The organism is Amycolatopsis sp. NPDC058278 (genome assembly GCF_042881395.1).
In the GTDB taxonomy this organism is placed as follows: domain Bacteria; phylum Actinomycetota; class Actinomycetes; order Mycobacteriales; family Pseudonocardiaceae; genus Amycolatopsis.
The window spans coordinates 1-17879 of record NZ_JBHVXZ010000032.1 but is presented as its reverse complement, the minus strand read 5'-3'; the positions used below and the strand labels follow the sequence as shown (position 1 = coordinate 17879).

19 protein-coding genes and 1 pseudogene are annotated in these 17879 nt (G+C 67.2%); 9 read left to right on the top strand and 11 right to left on the bottom strand.

Going from position 1 to position 17879, the window contains the following annotated elements; genetic code table 11:
- Nucleotide 1: 1 nt before the first annotated feature.
- Entirely contained in the window at nt 2–841 is an 840-nt protein-coding gene (locus ACFVYA_RS18665; RefSeq protein WP_387046434.1) for a MaoC family dehydratase, read from the top strand.
- Here ACFVYA_RS18665 and ACFVYA_RS18660 read toward each other — a convergent pair.
- Nucleotides 833–1489 carry a TetR/AcrR family transcriptional regulator gene (locus ACFVYA_RS18660; protein WP_103340895.1) on the bottom strand — a complete coding sequence of 219 codons (657 nt, stop codon included), beginning with the start codon at nt 1487–1489 and terminating at the stop codon, nt 833–835. The genes ACFVYA_RS18665 and ACFVYA_RS18660 overlap by 9 nt on opposite strands.
- A 126-nt stretch (nt 1490–1615) precedes the next feature.
- On the opposite strand from ACFVYA_RS18660, the gene ACFVYA_RS18655 reads away from it, so the two are divergent.
- The 6 genes and pseudogenes from ACFVYA_RS18655 to ACFVYA_RS18630 all read left to right on the top strand — a co-directional run bounded on the left by ACFVYA_RS18655 (nt 1616) and on the right by ACFVYA_RS18630 (nt 4124).
- Nucleotides 1616–2272: an SCP2 sterol-binding domain-containing protein gene (locus tag ACFVYA_RS18655; protein ID WP_387046432.1), complete on the top strand. Its 657-nt coding sequence runs from the start codon at nt 1616–1618 to the stop codon at nt 2270–2272.
- A 69-nt stretch (nt 2273–2341) separates the two neighbouring features.
- Complete coding sequence (locus ACFVYA_RS18650) at nt 2342–2893, top strand: SCP2 sterol-binding domain-containing protein (RefSeq protein ID WP_387046508.1); 552 nt, start codon at nt 2342–2344, stop codon at nt 2891–2893.
- A 138-nt stretch (nt 2894–3031) separates the two neighbouring features.
- Nucleotides 3032–3268, top strand: a complete 237-nt coding sequence (locus ACFVYA_RS18645) for a hypothetical protein (RefSeq protein ID WP_387046430.1) — start codon at nt 3032–3034, stop codon at nt 3266–3268.
- Between the two features lie 150 nt (nt 3269–3418).
- Nucleotides 3419–3622, top strand: a complete 204-nt coding sequence (locus tag ACFVYA_RS18640) for a hypothetical protein (RefSeq protein WP_387046429.1) — start codon at nt 3419–3421, stop codon at nt 3620–3622.
- Nucleotides 3623–3646: 24 nt separating this feature from the next.
- Nucleotides 3647–3961 (top strand): annotated as a pseudogene (locus ACFVYA_RS18635) (SitI3 family protein); the annotation flags it as partial.
- A gap of 28 nt (nt 3962–3989) precedes the next feature.
- The gene (locus tag ACFVYA_RS18630) at nt 3990–4124 is read left to right on the top strand and encodes a hypothetical protein (protein WP_387046516.1); all 135 of its coding nucleotides are present in this window, start codon (nt 3990–3992) and stop codon (nt 4122–4124) included.
- A gap of 13 nt (nt 4125–4137) precedes the next feature.
- On the opposite strand, the gene ACFVYA_RS18625 is transcribed toward ACFVYA_RS18630, so the two are convergent.
- The 5 genes from ACFVYA_RS18625 to ACFVYA_RS18605 are packed head-to-tail and all read right to left on the bottom strand — an operon-like array spanning nt 4138 to nt 11303.
- Nucleotides 4138–4929: a DUF6339 family protein gene (locus ACFVYA_RS18625; protein WP_387046427.1), complete on the bottom strand. Its 792-nt coding sequence runs from the start codon at nt 4927–4929 to the stop codon at nt 4138–4140.
- Nucleotides 4929–5825 (bottom strand): hypothetical protein, encoded by an 897-nt coding sequence (locus tag ACFVYA_RS18620; protein WP_387046425.1) that lies wholly within the window; start codon nt 5823–5825, stop codon nt 4929–4931. Before ACFVYA_RS18620 ends, ACFVYA_RS18625 begins: the two co-directional genes overlap by 1 nt.
- The gene (locus ACFVYA_RS18615; RefSeq protein ID WP_387046423.1) at nt 5822–7735 is read right to left on the bottom strand and encodes a hypothetical protein; all 1914 of its coding nucleotides are present in this window, start codon (nt 7733–7735) and stop codon (nt 5822–5824) included. Before ACFVYA_RS18615 ends, ACFVYA_RS18620 begins: the two co-directional genes overlap by 4 nt.
- On the bottom strand, nt 7732–8733 hold the full coding sequence (locus ACFVYA_RS18610; RefSeq protein ID WP_387046422.1) for a PD-(D/E)XK motif protein: 1002 nt from the start codon (nt 8731–8733) through the stop codon (nt 7732–7734). The genes ACFVYA_RS18615 and ACFVYA_RS18610 overlap by 4 nt, the downstream gene beginning before the upstream one ends.
- Nucleotides 8733–11303, bottom strand: coding sequence for a Z1 domain-containing protein (locus tag ACFVYA_RS18605; RefSeq protein WP_387046421.1), 2571 nt, complete (start codon nt 11301–11303; stop codon nt 8733–8735). The genes ACFVYA_RS18610 and ACFVYA_RS18605 overlap by 1 nt, the downstream gene beginning before the upstream one ends.
- Before the next feature lie 277 nt (nt 11304–11580).
- Between ACFVYA_RS18605 and ACFVYA_RS18600 the strand changes: the two genes are divergently transcribed.
- The gene (locus ACFVYA_RS18600) at nt 11581–12666 is read left to right on the top strand and encodes a DNA cytosine methyltransferase (protein ID WP_387046420.1); all 1086 of its coding nucleotides are present in this window, start codon (nt 11581–11583) and stop codon (nt 12664–12666) included.
- Between the two features lie 3 nt (nt 12667–12669).
- Here the strand turns inward: ACFVYA_RS18600 and ACFVYA_RS18595 are convergent, their stop codons facing one another.
- From ACFVYA_RS18595 to ACFVYA_RS18585, 3 genes are all read right to left on the bottom strand, one after another.
- Nucleotides 12670–13044, bottom strand: a complete 375-nt coding sequence (locus tag ACFVYA_RS18595) for a very short patch repair endonuclease (protein ID WP_285994025.1) — start codon at nt 13042–13044, stop codon at nt 12670–12672.
- A gap of 81 nt (nt 13045–13125) precedes the next feature.
- Nucleotides 13126–13596 carry an FxsA family protein gene (locus tag ACFVYA_RS18590; RefSeq protein WP_387046418.1) on the bottom strand — a complete coding sequence of 157 codons (471 nt, stop codon included), beginning with the start codon at nt 13594–13596 and terminating at the stop codon, nt 13126–13128.
- Nucleotides 13597–13643: 47 nt separating this feature from the next.
- Complete coding sequence (locus ACFVYA_RS18585; protein ID WP_387046416.1) at nt 13644–14195, bottom strand: TetR/AcrR family transcriptional regulator; 552 nt, start codon at nt 14193–14195, stop codon at nt 13644–13646.
- An 80-nt stretch (nt 14196–14275) separates the two neighbouring features.
- Here ACFVYA_RS18585 and ACFVYA_RS18580 point away from each other — a divergent pair, with 80 nt between their 5' ends.
- Nucleotides 14276–15175: a zinc-binding alcohol dehydrogenase family protein gene (locus ACFVYA_RS18580; RefSeq protein ID WP_387046414.1), complete on the top strand. Its 900-nt coding sequence runs from the start codon at nt 14276–14278 to the stop codon at nt 15173–15175.
- Here ACFVYA_RS18580 and ACFVYA_RS18575 read toward each other — a convergent pair.
- Nucleotides 15172–17118 carry an ABC transporter ATP-binding protein gene (locus ACFVYA_RS18575; RefSeq protein WP_387046412.1) on the bottom strand — a complete coding sequence of 649 codons (1947 nt, stop codon included), beginning with the start codon at nt 17116–17118 and terminating at the stop codon, nt 15172–15174. The two genes, ACFVYA_RS18580 and ACFVYA_RS18575, sit on opposite strands and share 4 nt — an antisense overlap.
- Before the next feature lie 20 nt (nt 17119–17138).
- A complete protein-coding gene (locus ACFVYA_RS18570; RefSeq protein ID WP_387046506.1) occupies nt 17139–17729 on the bottom strand; it encodes a TetR/AcrR family transcriptional regulator in 591 nt (196 codons plus the stop codon).
- Nucleotides 17730–17879 lie beyond the last annotated feature (150 nt).

Here is a 17879-nt window from a genome sequence, read left to right as displayed (position 1 = left end):
CGTGGCGATCCGCGAACTCGACAGCACGCCGAGCCTGGCCACGCTGTACCCGAAGGCGCTGCTCGGCGGCGTCCTGCGCAAGCCGTCCGGGGATTCGCTGCCGGACACCGAGCTGGTGCGGACGGGCGTCGTCGTCGACCCCGCGCACCTGGCGGCGTACAACACGGTGTGCGGCTTCCGGCTGAGCGACGAGCTGCCGGCGACGTACCCGCACATGCTGGCGTTCCCGCTGCAGATGGCGCTGATGACCGAGCCGGGGTTCCCGTTCCCGCTGCTCGGCATGGTGCACGTGGCCAACCGGATCACCCAGCACCGCGCGCTGCGGGTGAGCGAGCCGCTGACCGTGCGCGTGCGGGCGGAGAACCTGCGCCCGCACGAGAAAGGCCGCCAGTTCGACGTCGTCAGCGAAGCACAGGCCGGCGACGAGACGGTGTGGACGGACGTCAGCACGTACCTGCGTCGCGGCGCGGGCTCGGGCTCTTCTCGGCGGAACCAGCTCGTGCCGCCGACACCGGACGCGATCTGGCGCGTCCCCGGCGACATCGGGCGGCGCTACGCGGAGGTGTCAGGCGACCGCAACCCGATCCACCTGCACCCGCTGACGGCCCGCCTGTTCGGCTTCCCGCGCGCGATCGCGCACGGCATGTGGACGAAGGCCCACGCGCTGGCCGCGTTCGAAGGCCGGCTGCCGGAGGCGTTCACCGTCGACGTCCGCTTCAAGCAGCCGGTGCTGCTGCCGGCCAAGGCGGGCTTCACGTCCTGGTCCGTGGATGACGGCTGGGCCTTCGAGCTGTGGAGCCAGTCGAAGCCGCACCTGGAAGGCACGATCAGCTCACTCTGACGGCTTCCAGACCGCGCCCTCGATGAGGTCGTTGAAGCCGAGCCAGACGAGGTTCATCAGCCAGGACGCCAGGACGCCATCGGAGATGTCGGGGTGGTCGAGGGCCCAGTCGGCCAGCGACTCGGCCGCCCCGACCAGCGCCGCGGACAGGCCTTCGCCGGAGAACTCGGCCTGCTCGCCGACGCCCTTGCGGGTGCCGGCGGACACCACCAGCGCGGCGACCAGCTGGATCGCGCGCACCCGCATGTCGGTGACCTCCGCGGCGAAGGCCCCGCCGACGGTGAGGGCCTGGCGGTGCAGGACCGTCCACGACTCGCGGTACTCGGCGACGAAGCGGTAGAAGGACCGCAGGCCGTGCCAGAGCTGCATGTCCGGCGGCAGGTCGGGCTGCACGCCGGCCTGGATGGCCTCGAGCAGGCGCGTCGCCTCACGGCGGATGCACGCGCCGAAGAGGTCTTCCTTCGAGCCGAGGTAGGTGTAGATCATCGGTTTCGAGACGCCGGCGACGTCGGAGATCTCGTCCATCGACGCGGCGTGGTAGCCGTGCCGCGAGAAGACCTGGACGGCCGCGTCCAGGATCTGCCGCTCGCGCACCGCACGCGGCAGCCGCCTGGCCCGTTCGGGCGGACGCTGATCTTCCTCTGACACGCTCGACCTCCTCGTTGCTGCCCGGAGACGGTACCGGTCGTTGCCACGCGTGGGTGATTTCGGCACGCTTGCCCGCCTACCTACTGGCGGGTAGTATTACTCTTGGGTAACTGGAGAGGGGTGACCATGGCCGAAAACGCCGGGATGACCAGCGCTGATCGGATCGCGGACCTCCGCGGGGCAGCGCTGCTCGACGCACTGGAGCGGCTCGACCCGCTGGGCCCCGAGGCTCACGCCCTCAACGTCAACGAACTCGCGCTCGACCCCGGCGACCTCCGCAAGGACGACTTCCGGCGGCTCCTGAACGCCCTGCTGAGGCTGGCCGAGCGCGCCCCGGCGTTCGACCTGAGCAAGGTCGAGCCGGCCCGCTTCGCGTCCCTGGTCGCTTCGGCGTCGCGCGCGCAGCTGGAGAGCGTCGTCGCCGACCGCCCGCTGCGAGAGCGCGTGCTGGACGAGATCTTCGCCCGCATGGGCGCGCACATCAGGCCTGACCGCGCCCGCGACCTCCAGGCGGTGGTCCACTGGCGCCTGTCAGGCGGAGCCGGCGAAGGCGGCTTCGACCGCTACGAGACGGCGATCTCGCACGGAGCCTGCACGGTGAGCCGCGAGATGAAGGGCCGCCCCCGCGTGACGATCACGATCGCCCCGGCCGACTTCTTCCGGCTCATCACCCACCAGGCAACACCGGCGGTGTTGTTCGTCACGGGGAGGATAAAGGTCAAGGGCGACTTGGCCTTCGCGGCCGGGTTGATCGGATTCTTCGACCTCCCCCACCCCGTATAGTCCGTCTCCGTGCCCCGAAACGCGAAATGGCGCCTACCCCGGCCCCGCACTCTTCGAGGCGGTCACGTGGTGAACGCGTTCGCGGAGAAGCTGGTCATCGATCGCCTGACGCCCGCGCAGTTCACCCAGGTCCTGGAAACCCTGCACATGCTGGGCGAAGCGGGAGCGGGCATCGAGCTGAGCTCCCTGTCGACGGACGTCCTGGTGGACGTGGTCCGCCGCGCATCCCGCGACCAGCTGAAGGCGATCGCGGACCACCCGGAGCTGCGTGCGGTGTTCTTGGACGAGATATTCCGCCGGATGTCGGAGCATTTCTCACCGACGCGGGCGCGTCACGTGGATTTCGTGGTTTCTTGGCGCTTTTCGGAGGGTTCGGGCGAGGACGGATACGACCGCTTCCAGACAGTGATCGAGGACGGCGTCTGCGTTTCTTCGACGGACTTGTCCCGCACCCCGGACACCACGATTACGTTGTCAGTGGACGACTTCATCCGGATGGCGACGGGCAACGCGGCAGTGGCGGCGATGTTCGTGACGGGCAGGGTGAAGGTGAAGGGCGAGTACGCACCGGCGGTGCGGTTTTCGAGCTACTTCGACATCCCCAAGCCATCCGTGGACTAGTCGCAGTTCACGGAAGATTTCGGGCACCCTCGCACCCGGGCCGGGCGGTGGCCCGAACAGGGCGGCCACGAGTATCAGGACGGCTGGGCCAGTGCCCTCGACTGCATCCTGAACGACGGTTTCCCCACGGCATTCGACTTGCTCGGTGCGATCGGGAAGGGTATCGACGTATCCGCGCTCAAGCACGCGGCACGGTTGCAGGGACTGGTCGGCAACAACAGCTCGGACGACCTCGCCGGACTGGAGCAGTTCTGGCTGCACGCCGCCGGTGAGCGTCCGATCCTCACCGGATTGCCTCGGACGCACACCCAGGACGCGATCAAGGAGAAGATCAAGTCGCCGACGGTGGGCGGGACGTGCTCATCGTCGGCGTGATCGAAGCGCTCGACTTCTTCGGTGTCAAAGCCGAAGCCACGTCGGCCATTCCCATCGCCGAGGTCGCCGCCACCGCGGAGGCCATCCTGGTCGCCGCCGGGGGGAGCGGACGCGATCACGCAGGGTGTGGTTCCGGCGATGCAGGCGGCTATGAGCGGCACGCCGAACCCGGAGGTCGAAGGGCGCGACGCAGGCAAGATCAGCCACGAGATCAGCGGCCACACCGAACCGTCCCGCGTTCCGGACCCCAACGCGGCCCCCGGCGGTCACCCGACCAATATCCCGAAGAGTGCCGACCCGGAGGAAACCATCGCGATCGACAAACAAGGTAATATACTCCAACTTTACCCCTGATTCACGACGCGAGGATTTGCTCGAATGGCTATCTCTTACGATCTCGAAATGGCGACATCATCGTCGCCGGAGCAAGTCACACGCGCACTGCTCGACGTCGGCCGCGCGTTGAAGCTCTTCGAGGAGTCGGTGACGCCAGAGCAGGTCACGCGCGATGGGGCGGTGACCCCACTCCGCACCTGGATTCGGGTATATAAATGGACTCCAGCGCCTTGGTCACCCGTAGTGACGGACTTCGGGATCACCCCGACGGTGGCGATCGGGTTCGGCATCTACAAACACGACAACATTCCCGAGCAACAGGACAACCTGGTCCGGCTATCCGGCGGTCTGCTGGACAGATCACCGGCGACGCGCTGCTGTCCGCATGGACACGATCTGGCTCATGCGCCGCGGCAGCGAATTGACCCTGAACACACGAGACGAAATTTGGTCCGAGCGCCGCCTCGCCGCGCTGCACCAGCCCTACCAGCGGGAAACCGTGGCCTTCTCCGAGGAGTGAACGTCGGCGGTCGTCACCCTCGGGCGTGCTCGAGGACGTGCCGAGGCCGACGCTCCGAATGGAACGCCTGCACTGAGTCATCAGCCGCACGGCGCACCTCGGCGTTGAGCTGCTCGTCGTGGAGCGTCTCGAAGGACATGAAAGCGCCGAGCCGCAACAAGCGCTTCAGGAAGTCCTTGAGCAGATCGGTCTCGTTCAGTCCGCCGGTGTCGATTTCGTGCCAGACGTGCAGGATCGAGCGGACCAACTGAGGGCTGCCGCCCAGTGCCCGTCGACGTGCGTAGATTTGGTCGAACGCGCCTTCGCCCAGAATGTTCAGCGCGGCGTAGGGATCGGGGCTGTCCGTGTCGTGGACCAGGTGGGCTCGCCACCAGAGGCGACCGAACACGTGCCGGGTCAGGTCCTTGGCGAGAAAGCGCTCGTCGGTCCGCTTTTCGAATCGCCAGAACGAGACATCCGGCAGAACGACGAGCGCGAGGAACACCCAGATGTCACGGGCCGCCGCTTCCGCAGGAGCCAGCCCGGTCGTCCGGTGGAGCAGCTCGGCGACGTTCCGATCGAACTCGTTCTTGGTGGCGGGTGTCGACCGATTCGGAAAGCCGGCCTCACGAGCCGCGGCGACGACGGCCTGACGCAACTGAGAGAGGTCCTTCTCCCGGACTCGATCACCGCCCGTGGCGGCGTAAACGGCAGAGTCGTGGCGCAGTGCGGTGCGCAGTTCGAGCTCTTCGATGGTCAGCGACTTGTACTGCTCGTACAGCTTGTGGGCCTGCCGAGGCAGCAGACGCGGGAACAAGACGCTCATCAGGACTCCTCGAAGATCCGAACAGCGTGCTGCAGCTCGGTGGCGAACGCGGTCGGCGATTGCCCTTGCCGTCTGCGCAAGTGGGTCAGGCTCTGCCCCGGGAAGAATCTTCCGATCAGCGCCTGCAGCGTGCTGCCGATCGTTTCGTCGCCGTAGTCGACTTCGAGGCTGAAGTCCTGGTCTTGCAGCGCGTACTCCACCAAGGTGCGGGCGACGTCCGCGTGCACCGTGGACAACACCACGCGGTCGACGGGGCGTGGCTTGGCCGCGTTGCGCATGGCGTCGACCAGCACTTTTTTGCGTTCGTTCACCAACAGGAGCAACGCGCCCATCGTGGCCGTTTCGAGGTCGCCGCCGATCTCCACGTGCCAGCCGGCGTCCTCGGGATATTGGGTCTTGGCGAAGTCGACGACGGCGATGGGGAAAAGCGGCGCGTCGCCCTGGAGGCGGGTCTCGTATTTGCTGGTCCACAGGATCGACCCGGCCCGGCGGGGCGACGCCAAGTCGCCGTCCTGGGTGAACTCGGCGAGCACCAACGTCGTTTCCAGACCCAACACACCACCCAGTTGGGTCCCGGGCAGCACCGCGGCCAGGTCGACGTGCGCGATACCCGCCTCGGGCAGGGGGATGCGATGGGCTGCGACCTTCAGACCCGACCCGGACGCGGTCCAAATCATGGCGAGTGTCAGCTTCGCGGCTGCGGGCAGTCTGGTGGTCTGCCGAACGAGATCGACGTCGACGGTCACCGTTTGACGCAGGGACAGATCCATGCGGTAGTCCCAGTCGCTCAGGGCGTCCGGCAGCTCACCGGGGACATCATCGATGAGCCACTGCCATGGTCCGGCCACCACCGATCCCGCCGGGGCCATCCGGTACGGCGGTGCTTGCATGCTCATCGCAACGCCTCCTCACGCTGGGCGTGCACTGCAATCTCGGTCGTCGTGTCGGGTGCCGGGCTGACCAGGACGCGCCAAACTTCTTCGCCGCCTTCGAGGGTCTGCGTCGGATCGGTGTGCAGCGCGCCGTCGGGGCCTTCCCACCCGAAGAACCGCGGTCCGTCAGCTCCTCGGGGCGGGTCCGTCTCCCTGCTGCTCGTGCCGGCCAACGCGACGCCGAGATCGGCGCTGCAGCGGTGTACGCCGAGTGCGGAGACTCGGAACGCCTGGACCAGCAGGATCTGGCCGGCGCGGACTTCGTAGTACGGTGCGTCCAGGTACTCGACCCGCGGTTGACGTCCGCCCGGACGGCCGGGCTCCCCCTCCGACGGGGAGCCTGTGTCACTGCCGCCCGCGTCGTAGAGGTCCCCGGAGAGCTGGACAGTCCCGACTGCCGGCGTCGGTTTCACCGGTTTGAATGCTCGTCGGTAGTCGGACGCTCCGCCGATACCCCAGGCACCCGCGACGAGATCGGAGAACGAGCGGCTCGCGGCGCCCAGGGAAATCTCCGATGAACTCGTGCGGACGCGGCCGTCGATCTCGATCAGGCCTTCGATCGAATCCTTGATCCGGGTGAAGGCCATCCGGACGAGCCGTTTGTCGTGACCTTCGAGCGATTGCCAGTTCCACGCGTCGTGCGTGGGCGGCTCGGACGAAGCGAATGTACTGTCGAGCTCGACGTCTGCGCGGAAGACCCCGGCATAGGAAACGTACTCGGCCGCCGGCTTGGGGCCTGCGTGGTAGGTGACCACGAGCTCTGCTGTCCGCATGAGACAGACATGGTGAACGGTGCCGCCGATGCCTGCCGTCTCGGCAGCAGGGGTCTCGGTGAACGGCGGCAGGAACCGCTTCTCGAGGCCCAGCATGCCGAGCTTCGTCCTGGGGTGCCCGTTGTACCAGAGCTCATTGCCGCTTTTCGACCGCATCGTTTCGTATGCGGTGACGAACATGTCCAGCGGAGTCGTCTCCCGTGGGTCCGGAATGGGAACTGTGATCCCGTCGCATTGCACGGAGAACCGCATCGGAGGAGTGCCGTCAGCAGGGGCGGCCAACATCTTCGGCCAAAGGTTCCACGCGATCGTCTCCGCCAGGTAGGTCCCGGCGTTCTCGATCTCCCGTTCGCCCAGGTCGGGATCGATGACCACTACCGTGGTGCCGGTCTCATTCGGGCCGAAGCCGCGCAGGCCCAGCCGCTCCGCGGCGGCCTCGGCCTCGTCGCCTGTCAGGGGTTCGACCACGCCGTCCGACGAGTGGGTGCCCCACCAGTGTCGTCCGGTGTACCGGCGGCCGGTGAGACCCTCACCCTCGGCGTAGCTCTTCCAGAGCGCGCAGCCCATCAGTCGGGTCTCGAACCCGTCGTCGACTTGACAGCGCGTGTGCACCAGCACGGTGCCGGGCCTGCTCAACAGGTAGAAGATGCCCTTGCCGAAACCGTAGGTTCCCCCGCCGAGTTCGGTGTCCCTCGGTTCGCCGATGTTCCTGATGAAGGACACGAAGTCATGGTTTTCGACCACCGCGTTGTCCGCTCGGGTGGGTCCGCCCAGGCCGGTGGTCCCACGGTCCGAGACCGTCAGGACGCGGATGACCGGACTCGAGATCGACTGCCGCAGCGGCAGGTGCTCATGAGCGGGTACGTTGCGGACGAGCAGCTCCCGCCACGCCGGCGCGTGTGCCGGGCTGACGACTCTCAAATCGAGGTGGTAGTCGACCGCCGTTTGGCCGGTCCGCGCATCCCAGCTGTTCTGGGCGGACTCGCGCACGAGGATCGTCAGCAGATCCAGTTCGGGCCTGCCGAGTTGGTTGCGGATTCCCTCGGCCGCACTCGCCCCCTCGGGCGGGAACATCTGTGAGTGCCAGGCCGCTGTGGTCACTTGCTCTCCTGGGTGATCCGGGCGATCCGAGCACGGATTTCCTCGACGTCGGTGACTTTCGGTTGCTGCTGGTCCAGGTCGACGGTGTAGTCGAGGTCGAATATTCCGGGAGCGACCGACGAAGGAGCGATGCGAGGAAAGTCGTCATCCACCTCGTACCAGCGTTGCTCGCGAACCGCGAAGCGCACGTTCCGGTACAAGTCCGCATCGGCCGGTCGATAACCGGCCTCGGCAAGCTTGAAGAGCAGCTTGGTGTCGTCGTCGCCGGTTCGGTGCGCACGATCGACGAGCTCGGAGATCGTGCTGCCCTGGTCGGCCACCCGCTCCACGCGAACCCACACCAGGTCGAGGGCTCCGTGGGGCGGTGGCTGGAGCTGTTCGGCGCCGTGGATACGGACTTTCCGCCCGGTCGCCGCCGTGGAGGTCTTCACCTCGATACCTCGCGTGCCGACGGTGAAGTCGTGACGGTGTCCGGAGGGTCCCGTCCAGAAGTCGACGGCTGTGCTCTCGCCCGCGAGCAATTCGTTCAACACCACCAACTCGCCGAACAGGCCCGCCAACCGATCGGCACTCAGCGGTGCCGGCGAGTGCTGGAACAACGCACGCCACCGGCCCAGAACCGTGTACAGCGATTTCAGCGGTCGGTCGGGGGCTTCTTCGACGGAGGTCAGAACGTCGGCGACGAGTCCGGTGAAGACCTCGTCGAGATCCCTGCGGAGGCAGCCCAGGTCGGCGTACCGCTCGTAGGTTTGGTCATTCTCGAGCGGACGCTCGCGGACGGTCAACGCCGCGCCACCGCGGTCGAGGCGGACGTGCTGGTGGGCGCTCAGCGGAACGAGCAAGTGGCGATTTCCTGCGTGGTCGACGGCTGCGAGCATCGGGCCGAGCGAGGTCGTCACCGGAAGGTCGGACGTGCGCACGTGCTCCGGCCCCGACGTATGTTGTTCCTCCAGGCGCTCCCAATGATCGTCGACGACTTCACGCAAAGGCACGGCCATCAGTCGTCCACCGCGTCGAGCGCACTCAAGTCTTCGTCCTCGATACGGACCTTGGCCAGGTTCGTGGCCACGTACTGCCACTCGACTGTCGAATCGACCGATGACGGCGGTGGGAATACCAGGCCCACACCGATGACGTCTTCCGCGGCATTCAGCGGGCGACGTTTGTCGGCTCGATGAGCCTCGGGCTTCGAATCCTTGTCGATGGCGTAGAGCGCCAGGAGCGCGATACTCGGGCTCTGCTGCAGTCGCAGCCCCTTGATCTTCTCTTCGGTCAGCTCGCCCTGCACCGACGAAGTGTCGAGGTCGATCGCCGCGTCGCGGCGGCTCATCAGGGTCTTGATGTCGACGAAGTCGGTGTTGTCACCGTCGAGAGCAGAACGAGTGACCATGCGGACCGTGAAACCTTCGGCGAAGGTGAACTCCTTGGGAGTCTCCTTGCCCGCGGAACCACCGATGATGGCGACGTTCCAGCTCCGCAGCGCGCCGGACTTGGCGATGCGCCTGGCGACGTAGCCGGTCAGCAGCTCGGAGTCGCACTCCTGCGACTTCTCGTGGAATCGATAGTCGCGCAGGAACTCTGTGACGAGGCCGTGCGGAACCCCGCGAATCAGCTCGTTGCCGTCCTGCCTGCTGGGTTCCGGACTGCCCTGGAGCGCGGCCGTCTCGATGAGCTTGCGAGCTGCGGCCTGATTGTCGGCGAGCCAGTCTTGGTCGGTGCGGAAGTAGCGCGTCTGTACGCGCAGGCCGCCGTACGCCGATGCCGAGGGGACGGCGTTGGTCATCTTGGCGGCCGCCGTCACGCGAAGCGCCGGATGTGTGCGCAGTCGTACGGCGAAGTTCATCGGGGTCTTGTCCTCGACCATGTACACGTCGATGTCGCGGCGCATCTCGCTCTCGACCGTCGCGATGTGGCGGAACCAGTCGCGGAGCTCGTCGGTCATCCAGATGCGGGGGAGGTCGGCGTACCCGTTACGGAAGCCGAACCACCTGCCCATCTGCAGAAGCGTGTCGTACGCGGACACGGATCGCACGAAGTAGCTCACGGCCAGGCCTTCGAGCGTCAGGCCGCGAGAGAGGGTGTTGCCACCGACCGCGATGGCGACGACCGGACCGTTCTCGTAGTCCAGACGATCCTTGCTGCCGGAGTTGTCCATGATGATCCGGCAATCGTGCAGGACCCCGGGAAGCAGCGGTGCCAAGTCGTCGAAAGTCACCCTCTCTTCGCGGAACAGGTCCGCGGGCACGCGTGCCGTCTCCTTGTCCCAGAGCTCGCGAAGCTCGACCAGGAGTTCGTTGTCGCCCGCCCGTAGCCGGGTCTCGCTCTCGTCGCGGAGTTGGGTGAGGGGCTGCTTGAAACTGTTGTGGACTGCGGTGTTGACGCTGGTGTGCACCAGCATCGTCGAGTGTGGATTGCCTATCTTGCGTACTCGACGCGCGGCGGTACTGAGCCAGAAGTACCGGATCGCCGTGCGGAGTGTGTCCGTCAGCACCGGGTGGAAGCCGTCGGTGTCGGCGCGTGAACTCGGGCGTACGAGGTCGACTTCGAATTCGGGGACCTGCCGAATCATGTCGTAGCCGTCGAAGACGTCTTCAGGGTCTTCGCCGTCCATGACGTCGCGACCGAACAGGACCTCGGTCCCGAAGTGGCCCTCCGGCTTGGGCAGGTTGACGATGAAGTGCTCGGGGTACAGATCCTTGACCGAAGGGTCGATCAGCAGGTTCGCGAACGGGGTCGCGGTGTAGCCCACATAGGCCGACTTCGGCAGGCGGCCGAGGATTTCGATGATCAACGGATTGATGGTTTCGGTGGCGACCGTCGCCTGGTCGGCTTCGTCGTCGATGATCAATGCCGGGCAGTCCGCCAGGTACTCCGAAGCTGTCTCGAGCCAGGCTGAGAACTTCTCGAGAACGCGCGGGTTCTTCTTGATGACGCACAGGACGTGCTGCTTGTTGTTCTTGGCCAGGTACGCGGCCGCATTGGCAGGCGGCGTGAAGTCCGTGTCGGGGTCGGTGAGCTGCAGCCAGCGCGCCGGGTTCGGTTTGACCAGTTGGTCGACGAGGCGAAGCTGGGTTTGCCTGCGTAGGCCGTTGTGGATACCGGCCAGCACGATGAAGAGCTTGTAGCCGCGATCGGCCGCTTTCGCCGTCACGGCGGTGAAGTTCGTCGTCTTGCCCGACTGGACGTAGCCGACGACCAGCCCCTTCGTCGAAAATTGGGTCACCCGTGGGTGGCTCAGCAGGGAAACGACCTTGGTCGATGCGCCGTCGAGGTCGTCGAGGCTCTGCTCCGACCACCCCGACTTCCGCAGCAACTCTTCGAGCGCCGGCCAGTACTTGTCACGCGGCCGCGGGCCGGTGTACCAGGTGTAACGGTTGTCGAGGATGACGCTGTGCGGCTCCTCACGTTCCCGGATCCGGATGGTTTCGCGCTCGTGCCGCTCCGCGATTCGCTGGAGAAGTTCGTCCTCCGCGCCGAAGAGTTCCATCTTCTTGATGGCGGTTTCCGGGGTGCCGGTGTCCACCAAGTCAAGGAACGCGGCGTACTGCTGGTCGAACTTGTCGGTCACCGATCCTCCAACTCCGTCTCCGGGCGCGTCGACGGGACGAGCTACGCCGACCCGCCCCACGGTAGGTGCTGCCGGCGTCACCGTCAGGTGCCTCGAACGGGTGACCCCTGATCGACGCCTCGACACAACCCCCTCCGTGATCGATCACGTCGCACGGAAGGCCGCTTCCGTTACTCCAAGTGGTCACGAACGCGTCACACGCTGAGTGAGCCACCGCCGGCGTGTCGAATTCATGGCTCGTTCGGACTGTCGTACCCGACTTATAGACTCCCGTCCCATGACCGACGGACAGTTGGCCTTGCCGCTATCGGCGCAGGTCGAGATGGTGGACCTCTTCGCCGGTCCGGGCGGGCTCGACGTTGCCGCTCACTGGCTGGGCGTGTCCGTTGTAGGCATCGAATGGGACGACGACGCCTGCATCACTCGTGATCGAGCCGAACTGCAGACTGAGCACGGCGATGTTCGGCATTCCAAGCCTGCCAACTATCCGAAGGCCCGGTTCCTGACCGGAGGTCCTCCCTGCCAGACGTACACCGTCGCGGGGCAGGGGACCGGGAGGCGAGCTCTGGAGCGGGTGCTGTCCTTCGTCGACGCCGTTGCCGGCGGCAACGGCGTCAGCGAGAAGGACCTCGCGGAGCTGGATGACGAACGCACCGGATTGGTGCTGGAGCCTCTTCGGTGGGCGTTGGATGCGGGCATCCCGTACGAAGCGATCGTCCTCGAACAGGTCCCTGCTGTGCTGCCGGTGTGGCAGGCCTATGCGCGGGTGCTTGAAGGGCGCGGGTACAACGTCGATTGTGGAATCCTCCACACCGAAGAGTTCGGAGTTCCGCAAACACGTCGTCGGGCGATCTTGATCGCCCGACGTGACGGGGAAGCGAAGTTGCCCAAGCCCACGCACCGGCGTTATCGCAAAGGGGCGGCCCGCGGCGAAGGGGATCCCCGGTTGCTTCCGTGGAAGACGATGGGGGAAGCGCTCGGCTGGTCGGAGCAGTTCACCGTGCGGTCCAACTACGGCACCGGTGGCGACCCGAAAGCGCGTGGTGAACGGCTGTCGAGTGAACCGGCTTTCACTGTCACCGGCAAGGTGTCCCGCAACCGTCTGATCGACCGACCGAAGGGGTGGCCTGACCGCTTCACCGACCACGAAGCAGGCAGACTGCAGACCTTCCCGCCTGACTACCCCTGGTCCGGGCGGGGCATCGCCCAACAGATCGGGAATGCAATCCCGCCGCGGCTGGCTGCCCATGTCCTGGCCGCGGCTATGGGCAAGCAGCTCGATACCGCGAAGCTGGACCGATGTGTCAAGCGGAGCTGGAAGGAAACCCGCAACGGGGTCGACGGGCTGCTGAAGGAGGCCTGATACTCAGCGGCGTTCCCGGACCGCCGTGATGACGCGGTCGGTAGCGACCTCCACCGTCTCGTGTTCCCAGATCCGGACGGCGAGCCATCCGGCGTCACTGAGTCGCGCGTCGGTGTCGGCGTCTCGTCTGCGGTTCGTCTCGATCTTCTCGCGCCAGAATTCCGCGTTGTTCTTCGGCCACGTTGCGTGCTCCGGACAGCCGTGCCAGAAGCATCCGTCCACGAAGACCGCCACGCGGGCGGGGCCGAACACGAGATCTGCCTCGCGGCGTACGCCCTTGACCGGTCGGCGGTGCACTCGGTAGCGGAAGCCCGCGCTGTGCAGGGCCTTGCGCAGCGCCATCTCGATCCCGGTGTTCCGGGACTTCTGCTTGCTCATCCGGATGCGCACGGCGGAAGTGGTCTTCAAACGCTCCACGCGCACATTCTGGCAAGGTTTCGTGCCCCCGGCCGATCGCGGCTAGTTCTCCACGATCCGGCCTTCGATGACCGTCGGCTGCTCCCGCCGCCGAGGCTCCTCGGTGGACACCACCTCGCTGTCCACCACCATCGCCGGCCCCCGCCGCTGGTTGGCGAACCGGACCGCTCGCTTCTCCATCCGCTTCAACCAAAGCCGCCGCGCCACTGCGCGTGAAGGCGGCAGGATCAGCAGTAACCCGAGCACATCGCTCACGAACCCGGGCACCAGGATCAGCACCCCACCGAGCCCGACCAGCATCCCGTCGGTCAGTTCCTTCTCCGCCGGGCGCCCCGAGCGGGCCGCCGATGTGAATGCCCTCATCGCCTTGCCGCCCTCGCGGCGGGCCAGCCAGGAGCCCAGGAACGCGCCCGCCAGGAGGAGGCCCAGCGTGCCGAGCACGCCGACGGCCGAACCCACCGCCCAGATCGCGGCGATTTCGGCGAAGACGTAAAGCAGGAACGCGACAGCCATACCCTCTCAACGAACAACCTGTCCGATTTGCTCCCGGTATCGCCTGATCAGCGCAGCAACGTCGCCACCATCGACCGCAGGCCCGCCGCCAGGCGGTCCGTCTCGCCGGTCTTCAAAAACCGCCGCATCAGGTCGCTGTGCAACGACCCCAGCAACAGGTGCGCCACCAGGTCGGCGTCGAGCGCAGGCGACGCCGAAGCGATCAACCCAGACACGTGCGCGTGCCACGACACGTAGATCGGGCTGTTCAGCCGGTCCGTCGACGCCTGCTCGAACGCCGCCATCACCTTGACGTTCTTCGAAGCCAGCTCCACCACCGCGTCGAAGAACGCCGCCAGTCGCTCGGCCGCCGGTGCGCCCGGGCCCAGTGGGGGCGGGCCCGACGAAATGGCTTCGGACAGCGCCTGGACTCGGGACTCCACCAAGGCGCGCATCAGGCCTTCGCGGTTGCCGAAGCGGTGGAACACCGTTCCCTTGCCGACGCCGGCCGCGGCCGCGACGCGGTCCATCGACACCTCCGAGAGGTCGTGCGACGACAACAACTCCTCCGTCGCGCGCAGGATCGCCCGGCGGTTCCGAGCCGCGTCGGCGCGCTCCATGTGGACTCCTCGACAAGTTGACCGTTGGTCCATATAGTAGGCGACCGTAAATTGACCGATGGTCCAGTTAGGGGTGGCAGATGCGAGCAGTGGTGCAGCACGGCACGGGCGGCCCGGAAGTGCTCGAGGTGGCGGACCGGCCCGAACCGACGCGGAAACCCGGCGAAGTGCTGGTGCGGACCGAGGCGATCGGGGTGCCGTTCTACGAGACCCAGCTGCGGTCCGGGCTGATCCCGGCCGGGCCGGCGCCGGCGGTCTTCGGGCACGAGGCCGCCGGGATCGTCGCCGAGGCCGACGACGGAACCCTGCTCGGGCGCCGGGTGGTCACCATGTCCTTCACCGGCGGCGCGTACGCCGAAGTCGTCGCCGCGAGCCAGTACACGCTCGTGCCCGACACCGTCACGCCCGAGCAGGCGGTCGCCGCTGCTGTTCCGGCCTCCGTGGCGCTCGCCTTGATGCACACCGCGGACGTCAAAGCAGGCGAGACCGTGCTGGTCGAAGCCGTGTCCGGGGCGATCGGCGGGTACCTGGCCCGGCTCGCCGAACGAAGAGGCGCTCGAGTCGTGGCCACGGCCGGCAAGGGGAAAGCCGACATCGACCACCACGACCCGGACTGGCGCCAGAAGGTGCCCGAGGGCGTCGACGTCGTCTTCGAGTCGATCGGTGGCCCGCGCGCCGCCGAGCTTCTCGCGAAACTCGCGCCGCACGGCCGGATCCTCGCCTACGGCCTGCTCAGCGGCGAATTTCCCACGTTCCCCGTCGCCGGCCTCATCGCGCGCGGGATCACCCTGATCGGCTTCGGCGGACCGGACGCCTACGGGAAGCGGGTCGCGGCCGTCCGCGCCGAGGCACTCGGCCTCGTCGCGGACGGCACGCTCACCCCCGTGCTCGACCGGATCTACCCCCTCGCCGACGTCGCCGCCGCGCACGCGCGCGTCGAGAGCCGCGAAGGCGTCGGCAAGGTCGTGCTCATCCCCTAACCCGGCACCTCGTCCAGGTACGCCTGCGCCTGCAGGGTGAACAGGTCCGCGTACCCGGCCTTCGCCGCCATCAGCTCCTCGTGCGTGCCGTACTCCGCGACCTTTCCGTGGTCCAGCAACAGAATCCGCTCGGCCTGCCGGACCGTCGAGAACCGGTGCGAGATGTACAGCGTCGTCCGTCCCTCGGACAGCTCACGCAGGCGCGAGAACAGGTCGTGCTCGGCTTGGGCATCCAACGCCGACGTCGGCTCGTCGAGGATCAACAGTGGCGCTTCCCGCTGGAACGCCCTGGCCAGCGCGATCTTCTGCCACTCGCCGCCGGACAGGCTGACGCCCTGGTCGAACCAGCGGCCCAGCGGGCTGTCGTACCCCTGGGGCAGCCGCTCGATGCGCTCGTCCGCTCCGGCGCGGCGGGCGGAGTCCTCGATGTGCGGGCGATCTTCCAGTCGCGAAAGGTCGCCCAGGCCGATGTTCTCCGCCGCCGTTCCCTGGTACGTCACGTAGTCCTGGAACATCGCGCTGATCCTCGTGCGCAGCTCGTCCGGGTCGTACTCGCGGATGTCGACGCCGTCGAGCAGGATGCGGCCGTCCGTCGGGTCGTACAGCCGGCAGAGGAGCTTGAACAGCGTCGACTTGCCCGCGCCGTTGCGGCCCACCACCGCCACCGTCTCGCCCGGGCGGATCTCGAAGCTGACGTCCTCCAGCGCCGGCTCCTCCGCACCCGGGTACGCGAAGGTGACCGAATCGAACTCGATGTGACCGTCCACTTCGGAGGGGAAGGGGCGCGGCGAGGCGGGCGCCGTGATCTCCGGCTTCGTGTCCAGGAAGCGGTACAGCGTGTCCAGGTACAGGTTGTTCTCGTACATCCCCGAAAAGGCCGTGAACAGCCCGGACACCGACGTCTGCACGGACGTCGCCGCGGCCGTGTACAACGCCAGGTCACCCAGCGTCAGCCGGCCGCCGACCGCCTCCAGGGCGATGTACAACGCGATCGCCGACCCCGCGAACGTGCTCAGCAGTCCCCAGGACGTCGAACTGATGTTGCGGTTGATGGTCAGCTTCCGCTGCCGCTCGTACGAGACGACGCCGAGCCGGCGGAACCGGTCGACGAAGTACGGGCCGAGCCCGAACAGCTTCGTCTCCTTGGCGTAGGTGTCCGTGGTGACCAGCGACGACAGGTAATCCATCCGCCGCTTGATCGGTGACATCAGGAACGTCAGCCAGAACGCGCGCGAGCCGTACTTGGACTGCGAGATGAACGCCGGGATCGGCGCCACCAGCGCGACCAGGGCCAGCAGCGGGCTGATCGAAACGAGCAGCGCGACCATGCTGCCGAACGTGATCAGCGTCCGCACGAGCCCCAGCGCGGAGTTCATCATCGACAGCGGCCGCGTCGGCGCCTCCTGCGCGGCCTGGCGCAGCATGTCGTAGGACGTGGACCCCTCGAAGTACGCGAGGTGCAGTTCGCTCGCGTGCGCCATCACCTGGTGGCGGATGGTCAGCGTCATGCGTTCCTGCAGCAGCGACTGGGCGATCGACGTCAGCGCGCTGCTGATCGCGGTCGCGGCGAGCACGCCGAACTGGAACAGCGCGACGTTCACGATGTCGCCCGTGGTGCCGCGGTGCTGGATCGCCGCGACGACGGCGTCGAGCAGCAGCTTCGCGATGTACGCGGTCGCGGTCGGCAGGAGCCCGGACAGCAGCGTGATCAGCGCCAGGAGGATCGTCAGGACGGGACTCGCCTGCCACGTCAGCTTCACGACCTTCGGCAGGCCGCGGACCGTGCCCGCGACGGACGTCTTCGCGCGACTCAGCCGGGAACGCAGGTCCTTCGGCTGGTCATCCTGCTTCGGTTCGGGGATGTCGACGGGCCCGGTGAGCCCGCTCTCCGGCACTGTCACGGCGTGCCGCCGTCTTCCCCGCCGAGCCAGCATGAACTCCATGCCGCCCCCACCGCCCGGGATCACTGCGCCTCCACCGCGCCGTGCATGAAGACGTCGACCACCTGGCGCATGGTGGGCGCGTCGTCGTCCGCCGCCGTCCGGCGCCCGCCGAACAACAGGGTCAGGAACAGGGCGGCCAGTTGCTCGGGTGGCAGCCGCAGGCGGTCCTTTTCGGGGGTGAACAGCTCGACCATCGCCCCCCGCATGGCGGCCATCGACTCCCGCCGGCCGCCCTTCCAGGTGCCGCGCTGGTCCTTGAGGCGCTGCTCGGGATCCCGGTGCTTGACGCGCCCGGACGCGTGCAGGGCGCCCATCAGCGCGCCCATCCGCTCGAGGTGGGCGCCGAGCGCTTCGGCGGCCTCGACGAGCCGCTCCTCCAGGGGCTGGTCCAGGGGGATGTCGGCGATGGCGTCGAGCACGTGGTCGGGCCGCAGCGCCTCGGCGGTGCAGGCGTCGAAGAGCTCGTCCTTGTCCTTGAACGCGCGGAAGATGGTGCCCTCGCCGATGCCGGCGGCGCGGGCGATCTGGCTGGTCGTGACGTTGGCGCCGTGCTCCATCAAGAGCGGCAGCACCGCGTGCACGATCATGGCGCGCCGGGCTTCGACGCTCATGCCCGGCGCTCTTCGCCGGGTTTCGGGTGCTGGTGTCATGCCTCCAGTGTGCGGAGTGAGTGCTCACTCCGTCAAGCGAGTATACGTTGGGCCCATGGGTGTGGTCCGGGCGGTGGTGTGCCCGATGCTGGTCGTGCTGCGGTTCCTGCT

Excerpts from the sequence above, each read along its gene's own strand:
- ACFVYA_RS18630 (WP_387046516.1), top strand. The coding sequence starts at position 3,990 with ATGGACACGATCTGGCTCATGCGCCGCGGCAGCGAATTGACCCTGAAC.
- ACFVYA_RS18600 (WP_387046420.1), top strand. The coding sequence starts at position 11,581 with ATGACCGACGGACAGTTGGCCTTGCCGCTATCGGCGCAGGTCGAGATG.
- ACFVYA_RS18620 (WP_387046425.1), bottom strand. The coding sequence starts at position 5,825 with ATGAGCATGCAAGCACCGCCGTACCGGATGGCCCCGGCGGGATCGGTG.
- ACFVYA_RS18585 (WP_387046416.1), bottom strand. The coding sequence starts at position 14,195 with ATGGAGCGCGCCGACGCGGCTCGGAACCGCCGGGCGATCCTGCGCGCG.
- ACFVYA_RS18655 (WP_387046432.1), top strand. The coding sequence starts at position 1,616 with ATGGCCGAAAACGCCGGGATGACCAGCGCTGATCGGATCGCGGACCTC.
- ACFVYA_RS18590 (WP_387046418.1), bottom strand. The coding sequence starts at position 13,596 with ATGGCTGTCGCGTTCCTGCTTTACGTCTTCGCCGAAATCGCCGCGATC.
- ACFVYA_RS18595 (WP_285994025.1), bottom strand. The coding sequence starts at position 13,044 with ATGAGCAAGCAGAAGTCCCGGAACACCGGGATCGAGATGGCGCTGCGC.
- ACFVYA_RS18640 (WP_387046429.1), top strand. The coding sequence starts at position 3,419 with ATGAGCGGCACGCCGAACCCGGAGGTCGAAGGGCGCGACGCAGGCAAG.
- ACFVYA_RS18575 (WP_387046412.1), bottom strand. The coding sequence starts at position 17,118 with ATGGAGTTCATGCTGGCTCGGCGGGGAAGACGGCGGCACGCCGTGACA.
- ACFVYA_RS18570 (WP_387046506.1), bottom strand. The coding sequence starts at position 17,729 with ATGAGCGTCGAAGCCCGGCGCGCCATGATCGTGCACGCGGTGCTGCCG.
- ACFVYA_RS18610 (WP_387046422.1), bottom strand. The coding sequence starts at position 8,733 with ATGGCCGTGCCTTTGCGTGAAGTCGTCGACGATCATTGGGAGCGCCTG.
- ACFVYA_RS18625 (WP_387046427.1), bottom strand. The coding sequence starts at position 4,929 with ATGAGCGTCTTGTTCCCGCGTCTGCTGCCTCGGCAGGCCCACAAGCTG.
- ACFVYA_RS18580 (WP_387046414.1), top strand. The coding sequence starts at position 14,276 with ATGCGAGCAGTGGTGCAGCACGGCACGGGCGGCCCGGAAGTGCTCGAG.